Annotated in this window: 16 protein-coding genes, 7 tRNA genes and 1 other RNA gene; 2 read left to right on the forward strand and 22 right to left on the reverse strand. The window is 34.8% G+C overall.

All coding sequences use genetic code 11. The features are described 5' to 3' along the window. Positions 1-36: 36 nt before the first annotated feature. The 14 genes from EL260_RS22960 to rpsU form a co-directional block, all read right to left on the reverse strand. The gene (locus EL260_RS22960; RefSeq protein ID WP_123857808.1) at positions 37-1,122 is read right to left on the reverse strand and encodes an efflux RND transporter periplasmic adaptor subunit; all 1,086 of its coding nucleotides are present in this window, start codon (positions 1,120-1,122) and stop codon (positions 37-39) included. 2 nt (positions 1,123-1,124) lie between these two features. Further along, positions 1,125-2,366: a TolC family protein gene (locus tag EL260_RS22965; protein ID WP_123857809.1), complete on the reverse strand. Its 1,242-nt coding sequence runs from the start codon at positions 2,364-2,366 to the stop codon at positions 1,125-1,127. 220 nt (positions 2,367-2,586) lie between these two features. Then, positions 2,587-3,951: a sensor histidine kinase gene (locus EL260_RS22970; RefSeq protein WP_123857810.1), complete on the reverse strand. Its 1,365-nt coding sequence runs from the start codon at positions 3,949-3,951 to the stop codon at positions 2,587-2,589. Continuing rightward, positions 3,952-4,632: a response regulator transcription factor gene (locus EL260_RS22975; RefSeq protein ID WP_066697964.1), complete on the reverse strand. Its 681-nt coding sequence runs from the start codon at positions 4,630-4,632 to the stop codon at positions 3,952-3,954. Positions 4,633-4,897: 265 nt separating this feature from the next. Then, a tRNA-Thr gene (locus tag EL260_RS22980) sits at positions 4,898-4,969 on the reverse strand. A 41-nt stretch (positions 4,970-5,010) separates the two neighbouring features. After that, a tRNA-Gly gene (locus EL260_RS22985) sits at positions 5,011-5,083 on the reverse strand. Positions 5,084-5,169: 86 nt separating this feature from the next. After that, positions 5,170-5,250 (reverse strand) — tRNA-Tyr (locus EL260_RS22990). Between the two features lie 20 nt (positions 5,251-5,270). Then, a tRNA-Thr gene (locus tag EL260_RS22995) sits at positions 5,271-5,344 on the reverse strand. Positions 5,345-5,429: 85 nt separating this feature from the next. Continuing rightward, positions 5,430-5,505: transfer RNA gene (locus EL260_RS23000), tRNA-Gly, on the reverse strand. Between the two features lie 88 nt (positions 5,506-5,593). Then, positions 5,594-5,674, reverse strand: a tRNA-Tyr gene (locus tag EL260_RS23005). Positions 5,675-5,694: 20 nt separating this feature from the next. Next, positions 5,695-5,768: transfer RNA gene (locus EL260_RS23010), tRNA-Thr, on the reverse strand. Positions 5,769-5,877: 109 nt separating this feature from the next. Next, entirely contained in the window at positions 5,878-6,168 is a 291-nt protein-coding gene (locus tag EL260_RS23015) for an HPF/RaiA family ribosome-associated protein (RefSeq protein ID WP_047379265.1), read from the reverse strand. After that, positions 6,165-7,052 carry a tyrosine-type recombinase/integrase gene (locus EL260_RS23020; RefSeq protein ID WP_123860609.1) on the reverse strand — a complete coding sequence of 296 codons (888 nt, stop codon included), beginning with the start codon at positions 7,050-7,052 and terminating at the stop codon, positions 6,165-6,167. The genes EL260_RS23015 and EL260_RS23020 overlap by 4 nt, the downstream gene beginning before the upstream one ends. Before the next feature lie 78 nt (positions 7,053-7,130). Next, the gene (rpsU, locus tag EL260_RS23025; RefSeq protein WP_045501128.1) at positions 7,131-7,328 is read right to left on the reverse strand and encodes a 30S ribosomal protein S21; all 198 of its coding nucleotides are present in this window, start codon (positions 7,326-7,328) and stop codon (positions 7,131-7,133) included. Between the two features lie 314 nt (positions 7,329-7,642). Between rpsU and ssrA the strand changes: the two genes are divergently transcribed. Continuing rightward, positions 7,643-8,044: a transfer-messenger RNA gene (ssrA, locus tag EL260_RS23030) on the forward strand. A gap of 119 nt (positions 8,045-8,163) precedes the next feature. Next, complete coding sequence (locus tag EL260_RS23035) at positions 8,164-9,333, forward strand: site-specific integrase (protein ID WP_123857811.1); 1,170 nt, start codon at positions 8,164-8,166, stop codon at positions 9,331-9,333. Between the two features lie 419 nt (positions 9,334-9,752). Here the strand turns inward: EL260_RS23035 and EL260_RS23040 are convergent, their stop codons facing one another. Genes EL260_RS23040 through EL260_RS23075 form a run of 8 tightly spaced genes read right to left on the reverse strand, consistent with a single transcriptional unit; the run spans position 9,753 to position 17,504 of the window. Then, positions 9,753-10,193: a lysozyme gene (locus EL260_RS23040; RefSeq protein ID WP_123857812.1), complete on the reverse strand. Its 441-nt coding sequence runs from the start codon at positions 10,191-10,193 to the stop codon at positions 9,753-9,755. 10 nt (positions 10,194-10,203) lie between these two features. Then, on the reverse strand, positions 10,204-10,572 hold the full coding sequence (locus EL260_RS23045; protein WP_123857813.1) for a hypothetical protein: 369 nt from the start codon (positions 10,570-10,572) through the stop codon (positions 10,204-10,206). A 1-nt stretch (position 10,573) separates the two neighbouring features. Continuing rightward, positions 10,574-10,993 (reverse strand): hypothetical protein, encoded by a 420-nt coding sequence (locus EL260_RS23050; protein WP_123857814.1) that lies wholly within the window; start codon positions 10,991-10,993, stop codon positions 10,574-10,576. Beyond that, entirely contained in the window at positions 10,980-11,348 is a 369-nt protein-coding gene (locus EL260_RS23055) for a hypothetical protein (protein WP_123857815.1), read from the reverse strand. Before EL260_RS23055 ends, EL260_RS23050 begins: the two co-directional genes overlap by 14 nt. A 9-nt stretch (positions 11,349-11,357) precedes the next feature. Continuing rightward, a complete protein-coding gene (locus EL260_RS23060) occupies positions 11,358-14,072 on the reverse strand; it encodes a hypothetical protein (protein ID WP_123857816.1) in 2,715 nt (904 codons plus the stop codon). Next, positions 14,072-16,033, reverse strand: a complete 1,962-nt coding sequence (locus EL260_RS23065; RefSeq protein ID WP_123857817.1) for an SGNH/GDSL hydrolase family protein — start codon at positions 16,031-16,033, stop codon at positions 14,072-14,074. Before EL260_RS23065 ends, EL260_RS23060 begins: the two co-directional genes overlap by 1 nt. 2 nt (positions 16,034-16,035) lie before the next feature. Next, entirely contained in the window at positions 16,036-17,058 is a 1,023-nt protein-coding gene (locus EL260_RS23070) for a hypothetical protein (RefSeq protein WP_123857818.1), read from the reverse strand. After that, entirely contained in the window at positions 17,055-17,504 is a 450-nt protein-coding gene (locus EL260_RS23075; RefSeq protein WP_123857819.1) for a hypothetical protein, read from the reverse strand. Before EL260_RS23075 ends, EL260_RS23070 begins: the two co-directional genes overlap by 4 nt. Between the last annotated feature and the right edge of the window lie 18 nt (positions 17,505-17,522).

The raw sequence follows: 17,522 nt of genomic DNA on the forward strand, positions 1-17,522 counted from the left end.
GCCGTTGAAAGAATTTATTTTAAATCACTACAATTTTCAGCTGTTTAGAGAACGGTATATCAGAAGCTGGTTGTTGGTAATGACTTCTTCTCCTTCTTTAAGGCCGTCTGCAATATAAGTTACATCACCTACTTGTTTCTGTACTTTCACTTCTCTTATTTTAACATCAGTTCTGGATTTAAAAATCACCACAAAACTTTTGTTATCATCAAAAATCACCGCTTTTGAAGGAACGGTAAGCATTGTATTGCTTTCAAGGCTGGAAACTTTTATAGTGGCCTTACTATCCGGGATTAATAATCCATTGGCATTATCCAGAACTACTCTTGCCTGCATGGCATTGGTTTGCGGATCAATGATTTTAAAAATTTTATCAATTTTTCCATCAAAAACCTTGTCCGGGTAAGAAAGTGTAGACACTTGTGCTTTCATTCCAAGACTTATCTTTTCAATATCTGATTCGTTAACATTCATAATCGCCCATACATTGGTAGTATTGGCAACATCAAAAATATTATCACTTCGGTCACTTCTCAGCTGCATATCCTTATTGATACTTTTCTGAACAATAAATCCGTTAATGGGTGCTACAACACTGTATATATTTCCTGACTTTACATTATAAACAGTACTTACAGCTGCTGCTCGTTGTAATTGATCTTCGGCTTTTTGTAACTGGCTTTTTGCCTCCAATACATCTCTTTCTGTATTTAGTTTCCCTTCGTAGAGTTCCTTAGCAACTCTAAGGTTATTTTTGGCCACTACAAGGTCCGTTTTAGCATCACTCACATCTTTTTGAATTTCTGCAAGCTCCGTACTTCTGATGGTAGCCAATACCTGTCCTTTTCTCACATAGTCCCCAAGCTCTACATTTACACTCATCACATTTCCTCCTACCAATGGATAAACGTCTATATAGCTGTTCTTATCTGCTGAGATCTTTCCATAAAAACTATATTCATCTTCTATGTTTCTTTGTTCAACCTTTGCCAAGGAAATAGATTTCAGCATGGTATTGCTGAGTTCGAAGCCTTTTTTAGCCGGATTGGCTTTTTCTTCCTCCTTTTTTGAGCAGGCCATCAATGATAAAATCATTAATACTGGAATAATATATGTTTTCATGTTTAATAGAAGATTTTCGTTTGTACTAATTGGTTAAGTTGTTCTGCTGCCTGCATGATCTCATTCTTCATATCATAAATCTGAAGGGCAGTTTCCCTGTAGCTGTCCATGAAGTCTGTGAATTCAATAAGGTTCACATTTCCTTTTCTGAAATTTGTCATCATACCATTATAAACAAGATCCATATTCTGAAGATCTGTTGTTTTGATATCTGCAAGCTGTTCGTATTGTGCTTTCCAGGTTTTATAAGCTGCCTGGACCTTTGTTTCAAGGGTTAGTTTCTGAAAATCTGCGTTTTTCTGATTCTGCTGAATCGCATAGTTCGCTTTTTCCACATTTCCCTGATTCACCCTCCATAATGGTAAAGGGATTCCTAATGTCAGATTGGCTTCATTATTAAACGTCCCTCCTGCCTGATCCCATGCTGCGCCTACATTAAGATCCGGTACATTCAAGGATTTCTGCCATTGCGCATACAGCTTACTGTTATCTATTAATTTTAAATTATATCGATAATCTGCATTATTTTCCAGTGCCTTAGTTTTAAGTTCATCTTCATCTCCAAAAGGCTGAGTTGCCAGTGCTTCTTTAGCTTCAGCTTCAGGCATCAAAGGTTCTATATCTTCTGAAATCCCGGTAAGAACTTTTAAATTCTGTTCAAAGCCAAGGATATTTTTATTAATTTCAAGCTTATCATGATTCAGCTGAATGACTAAACTTTGTAGTCTCACTGCATCTTTAAGGGATACATTTCCTTTTGCAGACTGTACACGATAAGCGCTTAACAGGTCATTCATATATCCTAATTGCTTATCGGTGTTTTCAAGCTTTAATTTTTCGTAGTAAAGATTAAAATAAGTGGTACGGAGTTGGGCTCTAAGATCAACAAGAAGTTGAGAAAACTGAAGCTGAGCCAATTCTTTATTCGATTTTGCAAAAGCAATTTCATTTTTCTTTTTACCCCCCATATAAATTAACTGGGTAATGCCTGCTCCTTTTGAATGACCAACATCAAAAAACTTTTTATCCTGAGGATTGTAAGCATTGAATTGCCCACTCAATTGTGGCAATTCCCAGATTTTAGCCTGCAGAATATCAGCATCAGCCATATTGATGTTGTATTGTTCCGCAAGCAGCTGGAGGTTGTTCTTCTGGAAAGCTTCTTCGCAATCCAAAAGAGACATTTGCTGTTGTGCCGCCATGAATGAGGAAACGGCCAGGCACAGCACTGCAATTCTGTTCATTATTTTCTTTTTAAATTACAAAATTGCTTGGCTACAATTAAAAGAAACTTAAATGAGGATTAAAAAAATATTAAAATTGCCTTAAATAGGAGCTTTCGGATAAGATCATGGAACTCTAAAACTTAAAATTTTTCTCCAACCTTTGATTTTTTTTAGAAAATTTAATCTGAAGTTTAACAAAAATGGTAACAGCTTTTAAGTAATAAGTAGTTCTGAAAATTTATTTTTTAAAAATCACGGTGAACATATTCATGTATTCATCAGGAGAAGAATAAATAATTTTTGCATCATGATATTCAAGAATCCTCTTTACAATTCTCAGCCCTAAGCCGGAACCGGAAATATTTTGAGCATTATTACCTCTTGTAAAGGCTTCAAATAACTTCGTCTGCTCTTCTTCCGAAATGGTAGCACCATGTGAAATAACATCAACACTAAGATTATTGTTTGTTTCTGTTATCAATACTTTCACTTCTGTATTGTCAGAATAAACAGCGGCATTTTTGAATAAGTTGATAAAGACAATCACCAATAATGATTGGATACCGCTAATGATAAGAAAAGCATTTTCGGAAGTATCTTCAGCAATGAGAAAATCCAGTTTAAGATCAGGATAGCTTTTTTCCACTCCTTCAAAGGCTTCAAAGATCACTTCATCTATTCTTACATCCTCATAAATACTTTGAATATTTTCTTTATCAAACTTCGTCAACAGCAGTAGTGAATTCGTTAAATCTGACAATTGATAAACATCCCGCTGAATTTGCTGTAATGAAGACAGCGTCTTTGGAGAATGTTCTTCGAATTTAATCAGGTTTTCCAATTGAAATGCCATTCTTGTAATAGGGGTCCTGATTTCGTGAGAAGCACTTGCTGTAAAATCTTTCTGCGACTGAAATACATCATTAAGCCGTACAATCATTGTATTAAAAGATTTTGCAAGAACATTTACTTCATCATTAGATTCCTGAACGGGAATCTGAGTGGTTAATTTATGTGCTGTTACCTCTGAAATCTCTTTATTCAGGTCTTCTAAAGGACGAAGAAACTTTTCTACAAAGTAATAACTGAAAAAGCCGATAAGAAGTGTGCTCATCGCATAAGCAGTAATCAAAAGGTATTTTAGAAAACCCAACTTTGATTTTCCGTTGGTATCAAAGGCACTGGTAAGAATATAGTAATTCTCTCCATTAATGTTTCTAAGTGCTGCATAAATCTCCGGAACGGTTTTCTCTGTGTAAATAATCTTCTTTTTGTCTAACTCCTTAAGCATGGCACTATCCCACGTAACATTTCTATCTTTAATAGTACTATAGATGAGTTCTTTCTGTTCATTGAAAATTAAAATCTTTTCATTCAAAAGAATATTATCTGAATTTTCATTGAAAAAGATGGGAGCCTCTTCTTCAAAATCTTTAGACTTTGAAATAAAATGGGTCGTAAATTCCAGTCTTTGTCTGAATCTTTCCTTAAACTCATCTCTTCTGAAATCATTGAAAGATAAATAAATTACCGCCATCACCATTCCAAAAAGCAATGAAAAGGCGATACTAATTGTTAAAGCTATCTTTCTCTTTAAAGACATTTATAATGGACTTAAATAATATCCGAAACCGGAACGGGTATGGATTAGTTTTATTTTAAAATCTTTATCAATTTTTTTTCTTAAAAAATTAATGTATACTTCTACCGTATTGGTATTGGTATTAAAGTTGTGCTCCCACACATGTTCGGTAATTTGCTGTTTCGAGACAGTCCTACCCTGCGCTTCTGCCAGATAAACCAGTAACTGAAACTCTTTTAAAGTAAGGGTTATTTCATTTCCACCACGATACACTTTCTGTTCCGTTTTGTTGATGATAAGGTCATCTACTCTGATAATATCCTGATCGGAAGTATCTGAAGGCATTTTTCTTCTCAATAAAGAATTAATTCTTAAAAGGAGTTCTTCAAATTGAAAAGGCTTTACCAGGTAATCATCAGCCAATCGGGTGAAAGCATCTTTCTTATCTGAAATATCTCCATAAGCAGAGATTATAATGATAGGGGTACTCTTATCAAAAGAACGAATAGTCTGACAAACATCCAACCCATTTATTTTGGGAACGTTGATGTCAAGCAAATACAGATCATAGGAATTATTTTTAATCTGACGAAGAAAGGTTTCTCCGTCATAGATTTTATCGCAAGTAAAATTATTGGATTCTAAAAATCGGCAAAGTTCTGCAGAAAGAATGAGATCATCTTCTAATAAAAGAATATTCATCAAAAATTATTTTACACGAATGTAACGAAAATTTTTATGATGATTACCGATTGGGGACAAAAGTTGAGAAGAATAGAAGACTGTAAAGTTTTCAACACAAAAAATCTGACTTATATTTAAGTGTCTAAGAAAGGAATTCTTTTTGTTATTTTTTAAACAGTTGTATAACTATTTTGCTTTATCAGCCTCATGATTTTTCTTGATCTAAGATTAATAACAAAAATTTGGGCAAAAAAAATTCCCGAAGAAATTCGGGAGATTCGAGAGCCAACTACGGGACTTGAACCCGTGACCTCTTCCTTACCAAGGAAGCACTCTACCGCTGAGCTAAGTCGGCATTAACTAAAAAAATCACACTAAGGAGCGTGATTTTTGTTGAGCGGAAGACGGGGGTCGAACCCGCGACATTCAGCTTGGAAGGCTGACGCTCTACCAACTGAGCTACTTCCGCAATTTTGTTTCCAAAATTATTGGTAAACGCTTTGCAAAACTAAGAATTAATTTTTAATTCTGCAAACTTTTTTCTAATATAAAATGTGGGGAGAGCAGGATTCGAACCTACGAAGCCGAAGCAACTGAGTTACAGTCAGTCCCATTTAGCCACTCTGGAATCTCCCCAGATATTTTATATTAAATTGAGCCTCCAGAGGGATTCGAACCCACGACCCCGAGATTACAAATCACGTGCTCTGGCCAACTGAGCTATGGAGGCATTTAATAATTAGACTGAAAGTGATTGAGAGACTCTACTCTACACGTTTCAGTGTTAAAAAAAATCAACTTTAATTATTGATTTTTGGAGCGGAAGACGGGGGTCGAACCCGCGACATTCAGCTTGGAAGGCTGACGCTCTACCAACTGAGCTACTTCCGCAATTTTGTTTCCAAAACCATTGGTAAACGCTGTGCAAAACTAAGAATTATTTTTTAATCTTGCAAACTTTTTTTTAAAAAAAATATAGTGGGGAGAGCAGGATTCGAACCTACGAAGCCGAAGCAACTGAGTTACAGTCAGTCCCATTTAGCCACTCTGGAATCTCCCCAGATATTTTATATTAAATTGAGCCTCCAGAGGGATTCGAACCCACGACCCCGAGATTACAAATCACGTGCTCTGGCCAACTGAGCTATGGAGGCAAATATAAAAAAGAATTCAAAAGATCGCTGTTCCTTTTTTGCGATTGCAAAGATAGAACGGATTTTTTGAATTCTCAAATATTTTATAAACTTTTTTTAACTTTTTTTTCTATGCCATTTCTTTTTTCTTGATTAGTAGCTTTTTAGCTGTATCAACACAAAGGTCCAAACTTTCTTCAAAACTTGCAGATGTCTTCTTTACGACAATATCATCTCCCGGAACCGCCAAAATAAGCTCAGCTGTTTTGTTAACTTTATCAGCATTATTTTCTACTTTCAGAAATACTTTACACTCTTGAATTTTATCATAGAATGTATCTAGCTTGCTTACTTTTTTGTCGATGTGTGATTCTAGTGGTTCGTGTGGAGTTAAACCAATTGATTGAACTGAAATCTTCATAATTCTTCTTTTTTAGATGCTCGAGGGTGAGCTTGATTAAACACTTTTTTCAATTGTTCAATATTAGCATTCGTATAGACTTGAGTACTGGCAAGACTGGAATGCCCTAATATTTTTTTTACTTTGGAGATCTCCGCCCCATTATCCAAAACGTGTGTAGCAAAGCTATGACGAAGGATGTGAGGACTTTTTTTTTCTTTCGTTGTTATAAGACTAAGGTACTTATTAACTACCACATAAACAAATTTTTCATTGAGTTTTTTCCCTTTCTTATTGACAAAAAAACAGAACTGATATTCTGTCTGCGGTTTCCTTATTTCCAAATAATTCTTAAGAAGTGCAGACAAGTCTTCAGAAATAGGAATCACTCTTTGCTTGTTTCCCTTCCCTATTACTTTTAATTCATTTCCGTCTATATTAACATTCTCAAATATTAGGCCACAAAGCTCAGCTTTCCGCATTCCAGTCTGATAAAGCACTTCCATAATACATTTTTCCAGGATATCAGGTGTATGCTCCAGGATTCTCTCATTAAGATCTTCCATTTCTTCTTTAGACATAGGAATTTGCTTCTCTGTATAGAATTTCAGAGAAGAGACACCTTCAGTAGGAGAAACCTTAATTTCACCTATCTTTAGAAGGAAAAGATAAAAACTACGGAGAGAGGATAATTTTCTATTGATACTTCTTTTGGAAATATTGTTTTCACTTAAATCAACAATAAAATTTCTGATGATCCTTTTATCAGCTTTAGAAATATCATCGGAAGATTCTGTTCTGAGATAGAAATAGGAAAAGTCTTCAAGATCTTTTTTGTAGCTTGTAATCGTGTGAGGAGAGTACCTTTTTTCGAATTGTAAGTATTCTAAAAACTTTTCCAGCATCATGGGATATAAAATAAAAATTCACTCCTCAAATATAAGAATTTAAGAAGTGAATTAATATGTGTTTAAGAAAAATTCTTAAGCCTGCTCTTCCTTGCTAAGTGCTCTTTGCTTGTAAGCAGCTTTCAACTTAGATTGTCTCAAAGTTACAGAAGGCTTGATAAACGCTTGTCTAGATCTTAATTGACGAACTGTACCTGTTTTATCAAATTTTCTTTTGTATTTTTTTAAAGCTCTGTCGATGGATTCACCATCTTTAACTGGAATTATTAACATATTTTACATCTCATTTTGGATTGCAAAACTAGACATTTTTTATTGAAGTACAAAATATATTACAATAAACCATCACTATTTTATTCTTTCTTTTCCAAAAACCCTAGTATTAAAAGGCATTACAATTAAAAATAATTTTACCCACAATGATCATACATTCTTAAGATAAGTATTTAATTTTCTCAAACTTCATCCATTTCACAGGAAAAAACAAACACTACTACCTATACTCATACATACTAGTAATCATCAAAAATAATCTACATGAATGAAATGTAAACAAAAAGCACTATCTTTGCATTCACTTTATTCATGGGGTTGACTGGTTTCGACAGCAAGACCAATGGGTAAGTAAGCATGCAGAGAACCGTAGCGCGATCTCTATAATCCCTTGCTACAAAATTTTAACTGGCAACGAAGAGTTCGCTCTTGCAGCTTAATATCGAAGTATAGTAGATCAAGCGTTTTCCCGAAGATTTCAGTAGGGAAGCAAGATATTCCACAAATGCTCTGTTCTGCGGCGTTTGATTCTGGGATATAGGAATGCGGAAATAAGGTTTCAGAAGCTTCGGCTGAAATTCGAAAAACTTAGAAGATAAGCTGGAAGTTGGGTGTCTATCCTCTGCCTTCAGTCGAAAATCAATGGTAGAATAAGCATGTAGAAAGCTTATGTATTGCTTGTTTGGACGAGGGTTCGAATCCCTCCAACTCCACACAGCTTCTTAAGTAGCTTATTTTCAATGCTTAATGTTTTTAATGTAGCGAAAATGAGTAAAAAAGAGTAAAATTTTTCAACATTTTGCCCAAGTGTTCACAAACCAAAAATTTGTGATATATGAAAAATTTTGAAGTTAAAATTTACATACCATCTAACCGTGAAGATAGATGGTATGTTTACGTTTATGACAATTCTGCTCAAAAAATAGTTCATAAAACTTACAAGGGCATAAATACAGAGCCTGATCTTTTTAAAAGAGAATTAATTTGTGAGGGTTTTAAAAAGACTCTAGAACTTGAACTTAAAAACGGCTGGACTCCTATAAAAGTAAAAACCAAAGCAAAACCTCTTCCCCAACCTTATCAAAATACATTAACAATTCCCGAAGCATACGAAAAGGCTTTCAAATTTTTATCTGTTACTAAACGTGAAGAAAAGACCAAAAGTGAATATAAAACACACAAAAAATTCTTCCTTAAAGCTGTTGAAACTCTAAATTGGAACAAAAATCTTTTTTCAGAATTAGACCAATATCATTTTAATATGATAATTGAAAAAATGTGTGAATTAAGAAAATGTTCAGATGTATATTTCAATAAACATTTAAATCTTTGTAAATCCTTTAATACAATTCTTGTTGATAAATTCATCATCAAGGAAAGTAAAGTAAAAGGATTATCTGAAAAAGACTACTCAACACCTGAAAAGAAATTATTAACATCTGAAGAACAGACCAAGATAATAAAACATTTCCGCACTATCTGTCCACAATTTATAACTAAATTAAAAGTTCTTTATCACCTGGATTTAAGACCAAAAGAAATCCGACTTTTGAAAGTTGGCATGATCGATCAGGAAAAATGGTATTTTAGACTTCCGAGTGAAATTACAAAAAATGACAAGGAAGCTATTGTTTTAATTCCTGATGATCTTAAAAATGATTTACTAAAATTGGATTTATCCAATCCGGAATATTTTTTATTTGGTATTGAATTACAAAGATCAAGAGATAGAAGTAAAATCTTTAAACCTTCACCATTTCCAATTTCTAAAAATGCAGGAAATAATTTATGGAGAAAAGAAGTCAAAGTGAAGTTGAAAATAGATTCTGATATGTATTCTTTAAAAAAGAAAAATAACAACGATAAGTTATCAAGAGGTTGGAGCATCGAAGAGGTTAAAGAAGTAAACCGACACTCAACGATAGAAATGACAAAGATTTATGCTACAAGATATAGTGAAATTGTACAGGAAAAGCAACGTGATAATTACGGAACATTTGATTAATATATGAGGCGTCTAAAATCTGACGCCTTTTTCTTTTAAATAGTATAACTCCCTGAATAATACATTTTAGGTTAATTCTTCACTTTCCCCAAATAATACCCGACAACTCGCATTCGCCAAATTCTGTATCTCTTAACATGAACTACCGCTCTAAGCAAATCGCCCTTCTTTAATTCAGAAACAATGTAGCTGTCACTTTTACGATACATAAGGTCCAATTTAGTTCCATCATCAAGGCGAATTCTTGTATAACGTTTCTTTACTTTCAAAACTGTCCCTTCAATTTCCATGGTTGATTTTTACACCAAGTTACGAAAAGAAAAATCCCCGGATCTTTATTGACGGGGTGATGGCTAGTAATTATGGTAAATTATTTAAAACTGAATAAATAATAATCCCCACTTTTAGGTGGGGTATTTTTATTTCGCAAAGAACATATTCGCCTCTGCTTTTCTTCTTCGAATCAATCCATTCAAAGTTTTTCCGCCTGCTGTAATGTATTTTGTGGTAAACCAGGTTCTGATTGCGTTCTCGCCTGCTCTTTTATTGATCAGGGAAAACAGAGTATCAGATCCGCCTGTATTGTAAGTGTGTGATACAAGGGCATCAAATTGGTTTTGAGTAAGGGCTATTTTTATTTTATTGTTTACTATTTTTTCATAGATTGGTAAAACAGATGAAAATAGTTCTATTCCTTTTTCTTTTGTGATAGCCGGATCTTTCATGGTAACTTTCTTTCCACCCGGATAGTAAGTATTTCCGTACCCTATGGTAGGAATTCCGGCTGAGTCCAGATAAGGCTTAGCACTAAACCCTTCGAATGACAATATTAAGTCTATTCCTTTTTGTGATGTTTTCATTTGTTTCTTTTTAATTATTGTTCATCAAAATAAGCCCAGCAACACCTAGAACCGCTACAGAAACTCCACCTATTTTTACGCCATTCCAAAACCTTTTGCGCTGTTTATTTTCTGCTTCTTTTTTTACAATTTCCATCTGAGTCTGTAAATAAGAAAGATCAATATTTAGCTGTTTTTCTCGTTCTTCTGCTGCTATTTTATCCTGTCTTGAAATTTCCAGCATTGTTCCCATTGCTTCATCTTTTGCATTCAATAAATTTTTACTGACCGCAAGTGCTTTATCTTGCTCATTGATCAGTTGGTTTGCACTGGTAAGGGCAGTTTCAGTTTTCTGAAGCCTTGTTTTTAGGTAATCATTTTGTTTCAGACCTTTATACAATTCAGGGATTTGTAACTCCGGTATATTCCTTGTATTTGTATTTTGAGATAAAATCAAATTGCTCGTTAATAGAAGCAGAATTAATATGATCGCTTTCATTTTGCGTGTTTTTAAGTTCATTGAAATTTTTATCGTATTCGGTCCTCATGTTAAGAATACTATTATTCATATTCTTAAAATTGTCACTCAAAATACCAATCCCGATATTTTGTCGCTCTAAAATATTTTTAAAGGAATCTCGCTTTTGATTTGCGGTTTTCTCTCTTAATTCGGATTGGTATTTTTCAACTCTTTGGGTTTCCTGTATCTTTCGGATCTCCATTAGTTCTCGATCGCTACTTTCCTTCACTACTGTGTAAGCAAAGGCCGATACCAGTAGCACAACTAGGAAAGCAGATAAAAGGTCTTTATTGATCTTCATTTTCTTCGGATTTTTTAGTGTTAGGTTTATCATCATCTAATTTAATTCCTGCTCTTTTAGCAGCTGTATCGAATATTTTGAAATACCTTTTGTCTAACCAATCCGTTAAGTATTGCCCTGCAAATGCTACCATAGGAAGTGAAGGCGATCGCCATTGACTCCAATTGAAGGCCTTCAACAGTTCGGATGCCACATAGGTCAGGCAAAGATTTATGAGCAGAACCGCTATCACATAAGCTGCACTTATTTTTTGCTTGTTTTTTATGTAAACAAAGGAAATGTAGGCTCCCGATCCAATCAGTACCGAAAAGATTACTGCGAGTATTTCGCTGATATTGTAGTTTATATTTTCCATTCATTTTTATTAACTTAATGTAACTCCGGTGAATATTCCATTAACAAAATTTAGGTAACGCTGAGTGCTTCCAGTACTATATAAAACTTTATCTGTTACTCCCACAGCTCCCAATACACGAATACCTCCACCTGGAATGTCAAGGGCAATATTCCCTGTTGAACTATTTGTCATGTTAATACTAATTCCAGTATGAACAAGTGAATCCAACTTGTCATTCACAATTTGAATAGCAGCATCTCCTGTAGTTGTTGCCCCTTGTATAGAAACAAATTTCCTTGTGTTAACAGCTCCGGTGTATTTCCCGGCAACTAGCCATCCATTGACCGTCTCTATTCCATTAGGAGAAATAGTATAATATTTGTCAGTGGTAGAATCTCCAAATGTCCCTGAATTCGCATTTATTTTTCCCGTAAATGTTCCAGATGTCGCTGTTATTTCTCCGGTTATTTTTGCGTCAGTTGCGATCATTTTTCCATTGTGCAATACTTGGAAAACTGCATCATTCTTGTGCGCATAATCAGCACCAGCGCCGAACCTGATACTTTCCGGTCCTGCATCTGTAACAGATGAAATAAAAGCGTTTCTTGTAGATTCGTTTCCGACCTCTATCACCTGCGTCATTAATAAGCCATTATCAATGGATGTGAAGCCGTCTGAGCCATCTGTAAACTTAATTTTTCCTTTTATTTCCTGCGTATCCAGGTTTATTGTCATCTGTCCGTCAAGCGAAGAAATAATGCCGGTCCTGATAAGTCCTCCATTGATAGTCGTTGTTCCAACTGTTATGGAAAGTACTCGAACGTTTTCGACAACAGAATGAAGAATCCCGATTAAGAAATAGTAATCATTAGCATCAGAATCGAATTTGATTTGTTCCGGACTGAATACGATTGCTCCGGATTGACTTGTCTTTGAGCATTTACCGTAAACATATCTGAACTGATCATCTGGAATAGTTTCCACGTTTTCCGGAATAGTCCATTCTTTGTCAAACGTTTGCGAATAGATGATACCAGGATTAACCTTGATTTTATTCTTATCATTTTCAAACATAACATAGAAAACAACACTGCAGCTTATTTGCTGAGATCTGGCCCCTACTGAAATCATATTCGTTTCGATGGAATTCGGTCGAATATTCTCCGGATTTAAATAATCGTCAGTATCAAATACAAGATTCTTAAGTTCTTCGGTAGTCTTTACCCCTAACTTTGAATAGTTGATCTTTCCAAGGTTGGTAATTGACAGAACATTCTTTATCTCCTTTATTTGAAGTGACACCTGTGAACTATATGCAATCTCATAAGAGTCCGCAATAACAATTTTTACTCTATAAGGATTATAATCTCCACTTTGAATGAAATCATTCGTGATTTGATTAACTCTTAAAACCTTATCAATACCAAATACCTCATCATACAATCGTATATAATCCCCTATATCAAACTTTCCAGCCCCTATCTTTTCCATATACACAGGATCAATACTTAAATCATATGATATTTTTGCATTCTTATTGAGTTCGAATTGCTCTAATCCCTTTTGTAATAGTTCATTTTCTGCATTTTCTATGTAAGTCTTAGGCATTACAATATCAATCAATACATATTCGTCACCAACAGCGAATTGGAAGGCCTCTGATTTTTCATCCGGAAAACTTTGACCAGAATCATTTTTGAAAGGGATAATTTCAAAAGTTTTTGTTGAATGATTGTAACCTCCTTTCTTTATCTCAAACTCATACCCTGCCAAACTACCTGTCTTAACGCTAATCTTGGCAGAAGTTCCTGCAATTAAATATTTTGTCGTTACTCCATCGGCTTCTTTTTCGTTTAGGTCAAAATCCATGTTGGAATCTGAAAACTTAAATTTAGTATCACCTAAAGTGGTAATCTTTCCGGTTCTGTGTGGATATATATCATCAAACGTAATATCTCCTTCTTTCAGCCCAAATTCATTAATAAGTGCTAGGTCTTCTAAATAATCTGAATTTGGAAGCTTTAAACGCTTACTGAACTTTCTGTATTCATTTGGAATATTGTTAGTACCTCCATAAACAATTAACCTATTAACTATATCATTTTCGTCAACGTTATTTCGATTCCATCCTGTTAACCCCTTTCCCTTACCATATTCGAATCTAATAGGCACTTTTCGTCCAAAATCCCCTGTATGTATAACAAAATTACCATCCTCGTATTTTACCCAAAAATCTGTTTTAAACTCATCACAAATCTTCTGTAATGCAGAAAGACAGGTATCACTTCCAAATGTTATTGTTTTCGTTTCTCCATTTGTGAATTTTCCAATTTTCCAGTTTGGAGTGAAGCGTTTCATGTTGTTCTTAAGCGCTGTCAAGAAAACTTCAATAGTACCAATTAATGGAAATTCTAAATCAGGACCGAACCCTGTATCATCCGCATTAAAATACTTACATCGCTTCAAATCAAACATTAGCCCCTGTGCTATAATATTATATTCGTGTTCTGTTTCACTTATTTTATTACAGTTTGGAAGAACGTTAATACGATATACAGAATCAAATAGCACGAAAAAATCATTTATCAGAATATCAAGCTTTTCACGAGACTTCATCTTAATTGTTACCGAATCGTCAGAAAGCATAACCCTGTTAAGTGTCGCTGACTCCACAGAACGTTTCCCTCGCTCAATCAAATTGAACAAGGGAGATCCGTTTCTGTATAATGTGATATTATTCATTACCCAAGAATATTTTTACTCAAAAACCATCGGAAATAAATAGCGTTCCCAATATCGTCAGGGTGACCAATTGGATCTAGATGGCTTTCATTTCCTGCAAAAATTTCCATTCCATCAAACACTTCCAAATTGAATGATTTTGCAATATTGGTAATAGTTGTTCTGATACTTGTTAAATCAAGCCCAGAAGCAAATACAGGTGTCTGAACATATATCTTAGCATCCGGAACTGAAGCTAAAATAGTCTGATACAAAGACTTGATTTTAATTGCAATATCACTGATTGAAGCATCATTAGTACCTAACGCAATGTATATTACCTTTTCGGAGGCATTTTTAAACGCATAATTAAGCCTTGTAACCAAATCGGCCGAGGAGCAAGCTGATGTATGATACACGCCTTGATTTTGTTGGAAACTTATGTGCCCGGCCCCACCGAAACCAAACGGGATAATAGACCAATCTTTGAAGTAGTCCCTAAGCATCATCACATATGCCTTTTGCTCAGCTAAAGTAGTCTCTACACCGACTCCAATACTATCAGTTATCGTGACCATTGTCTTCTTCTTCATTTGAAATGCTGCCTTGGTGGCCCAGCTTCCAGCCTGAAATCCTAATGAAACCGGCACACAACTACCCTCATCTCTTTGACAAGTTGAGCAAACTATTTTAACATTTTTCACCTCATCAAAAGATGATAGATCATAAGTGAATGTTTGGACCTCATCAATAGCGGTAGTTTTTGGTCTTGCATAGAACTTTTCATTTATATAAATCGTTACTCCGTTTTCGTTTCTTAGGCTTAATAGTGTTGATAATTTTACTATTAATGAATTTGAATTCGTGTTGAATTCAATTATTGAAAATGGATCTGCTACCTTAGAGTTGTTTCCAGCGCTCTTAAAATGTGAGATGTGTGAAAAATGTTCTTTAGTCACCACCACCGTGTTGTGTGTGTCAAACACCAAAGCTTCTTCATTGCATCTGAATATATCCTTGTTTTTAAGATTTTCCTTGGTTCTATTATATAAACCAAAATCCTCCACATCAAAAGAATAAGCTATTAAACCAACAGCATTACCAATATTTGAATTTGCTTTTCTTCTGAATACTGGTTGTGAAAAAGAAGGTTCAAAATCGATCTTTCCTTTTATGTTACTTATTGCTAAAAATTGGTCTTTTTCAATAAGAATGTTCACCGGGATGTTACTAAAATCCTTCTGAAGAAAAACAGACACTCTGTGAACCTCTCTGAATCCAACATCTGTTAAATCTCCAACAACAAAGTCACAAGAAGACAATTCCTTAGCTCTAATGGTAATATTCTTAATAATCCCCGTTTTTCCAGCCTTGTGAAATTCGTATGAACCCCAATAGTCCATTACCTCTACATTGTCAGACAAATATGATGATAAGGGATTTTCTAATGGTGGATAATTAGTTGTAGTGAATCCATATGTATCATTTGAATCAACGCTATAAATCCAATCTACCGTGGCTTTCTGGCCAGCCGGATCTTTTGTATTGGATGGGTCAAATGTCCCCGAAACAGCCGCGGTTGGCATCTTTGTTTCTACTCTCGTCCAAACTGAACCCTTTTTGTAGAACATAGTATCATATCCAGTCTTTGCGCGAAGGTTTCCATTGTTAGGATAAATAGTCCCCCAGTCTTCTGTACTATTAGGATCAGATGGTTTATCAAGTTCAGAAGATATTTCAGGTCTATAAGCACCGTCTTCTGTTGGGGCAGGTGTTGACGGCTTTAAAGTCCCTTTAAAATCAGTTTTAACTTGTTCGCGAACTTCTGCTATTTTTGCGTTATAATCAGTCGTTACAGTACTTATTTTTGCATCTGTCTGAATCTTATCATAAGCATTTCCTAGCAATGCGTTTTTATCCACTGTTGCAATATTTGCTGGTGGAATTAAGTCTGTTACTGTTATATTAATCTGCTCTGTCATTTTTATATTTTTTCCCAAATTGTTTCTGCCGGAGTTTGAATGTTATTAACATCCTCAATGTTTCCAGCTATAATTATTATCTTTTCTTTTCCTAACATGTTTTGCCATTCTCCAACTACCTCAGCTGTTTCTATTCGTGGATTACTCAATATTCTTCCGGGGATCTCATCTCCTGAAGAATCAAGAATTTTAAATATGAATTTTCCATAATCATCCATATTGAGTTCCTGAACAGTTGTTATAATGTTTTTGCCTGTTGAAGCATTATGAATTACGCTTTTTGCAGCTAATTCATAGGTATTGTCAAGGTTTCTTCCAATCACGTATAGAATAACATCTATAGCAGCGGACAGGGTTATTTCAACCGAAAACTGAAAATCACTCGAGACTGATGGAACAGAATACACTTCGTAAATCTGATCATTTACACCACTTGGGCCTATAATAGATACCCCAGAATTCTCATAAGACGGTTTTGAATAATCCTTTGTAAGGCTTACATTCCCGCGGCCGGTTTGTTTAGTTCCGTCTCCAAAGAATATCTCTGTTTCAGAATTAATTTCATATGAAAGTTTGAAAGTGTCAAGAGTAGTTTTAAGAACTCTCTTAATTGGATTAGGCTCGATAAGCACTAAATCAAAAGTACCCACCATTCTTCCCTGTCTGAATTTCTTGTCCAATTTGATATCCTCCTGAACATACACTTCATAAGGAAGCGTTTCTTCATCAAATGGGGTAATATGCAATCTTTGAGTTCCAGGCTTAGAAAATTGCTCTCTTATAAAATCCTTAAATACTTCAAACAGATTTTCCCAGTTATCAGCATCAATAAAACATTTCAATGTAAACTTTCGCTCTTTATATTTTGGCTTTCTGAGATCCGGAGATGTACCATGATACTCAGCCCAGTCGTAAGTTTGTACTGGTTTTCTTTCCAGTCCATCCGTTATGCCAGGAGAATCTGTAACAAAGACATTAAAGTCCTTGAATGAATGCCCATTCAAAACATACTTTACCTCATTCATTTCTTAAATGTTGATGTTTGTACTTTTACATTTCCTATACTCTTCACTTGATGATTATCATAACAGAAAACCATCACAGAAGCCTTATCATAGCACTCAATTTCTAAATCTGCATTATCCAGGAGATTAACAATTACAATTGCGTGATCTTTTGCAATGATTTTAGCCTTTGTATTGTGTCTTAAAATCACTTTTCCCACATTGAACATATTGTATCCAAGCAGGACTTCAGACGATCCGAAATAAGCAGATTGCAACTCGTTTACATTTTTTCCTGTAAAATCTGTAAAAAGTCCATGTTGCTCAGATTGCCCTTTGAATTCCCGAAGAATCTCAAGTGAAGGAAAATCATTCTCCATAGACCAATTATCTTCATTGAAAAACATATTACATAAGTTTTCAACTGACAAATCGGATATCATCTTCTCTTTACAGATTTGTGACATTCCAACCTTTTTGGCTAT

Origin of the sequence: Chryseobacterium nakagawai, assembly GCF_900637665.1 — a bacterium.
In the GTDB taxonomy this organism is placed as follows: Bacteria; Bacteroidota; Bacteroidia; order Flavobacteriales; family Weeksellaceae; genus Chryseobacterium; species Chryseobacterium nakagawai.